We start from the raw sequence: 1,029 nt of genomic DNA, 5'->3' as shown, positions 1-1,029 counted from the left end.
GGATAAGCTGGTGGCCAGTGGTGGCGAAGTGCTCAGTGTCGGAAAAATCGCTGATATTTTTGCTCATCAGGGTATTACCAAAAAGTTCAAGGCGACCGGCATTCCGGCTTTGTTTGAAACCACCATGCAAGCTCTGGAGTCGGCCGGAGATCGTTCCCTGATCTTTACCAACTTTGTTGATTTTGATTCATCCTTTGGCCATCGTCGTGATGTGGCTGGTTATGCCCGTGCTCTGGAAGAACTGGACGCCATGATGCCGAGACTGCTCAACGCCATGCAGGAAGACGATGTGCTGATCATCAGTGCTGATCATGGCTGCGATCCCACCTGGCACGGTACAGACCATACCCGTGAACATATACCCGTGCTGGTCTTTGGCAAAAAGGTGCCGCCGGTTTCACTGGGTGGGCGGGAAACCTTCGCAGATATCGGCCAGAGTCTGGCCAGTTTCTTTGATCTGGAGCCCATGGACTATGGGACCAGTTTTCTGTCATAAGCTGGGCTGACTATTTACACGCGTACTCTGCACGGCCCGCTTTTTGATAAGCTTTAGAGAGGAAAAAATGACCCCTCATATTCATGCCAAACCCGGTGCTTTTGCCGATGTCTGCCTGATGCCAGGTGATCCACTCCGTGCCAGGTACATTGCCGAGAACTTTCTGGAAGGCGCTGAACGGGTAAACGATGTTCGTAATATGTTTGGTTACACCGGAACATATAAGAATCGTCGTGTATCAGTAATGGGTTCAGGGATGGGCATTCCTTCAGCCTCCATTTACTACAAGGAACTGATCACTGAATACGGTGTGAACAAGCTGATTCGCATTGGTTCCTGTGGTGCAATCTCTTCCGATGTGAAGCTGCGCGATATAGTGATTGGTATGGGGGCGAGCACTGACTCGAAAGTGAACCGTATCCGATTTAATAACCACGACTTCGCAGCTATTGCAGATTTTGGTCTGCTGGAGAATGCGGTCAAGAGTGCCCGTGACAAAAGGATGCCGGTAAAAGTTGGTAATATCTACACTT

The 1,029-nt window shown here is 50.0% G+C and carries 1 protein-coding gene and 1 pseudogene; both read left to right on the top strand.

What is annotated here, in order from left to right; genetic code table 11:
* Positions 1 to 496: pseudogene (locus tag KDK16_RS00305) on the top strand (phosphopentomutase); the annotation flags it as partial.
* A gap of 67 nt (positions 497 to 563) precedes the next feature.
* Positions 564 to 1,029, top strand: a 466-nt coding sequence (deoD, locus tag KDK16_RS00300) for a purine-nucleoside phosphorylase (protein WP_257274184.1), incomplete at its 3' end; no start/stop codon positions are given.

It is taken from the genome of Endozoicomonas sp. SESOKO4, assembly GCF_024606275.1.
This window is presented reverse-complemented; position numbering and strand designations above follow the sequence as displayed.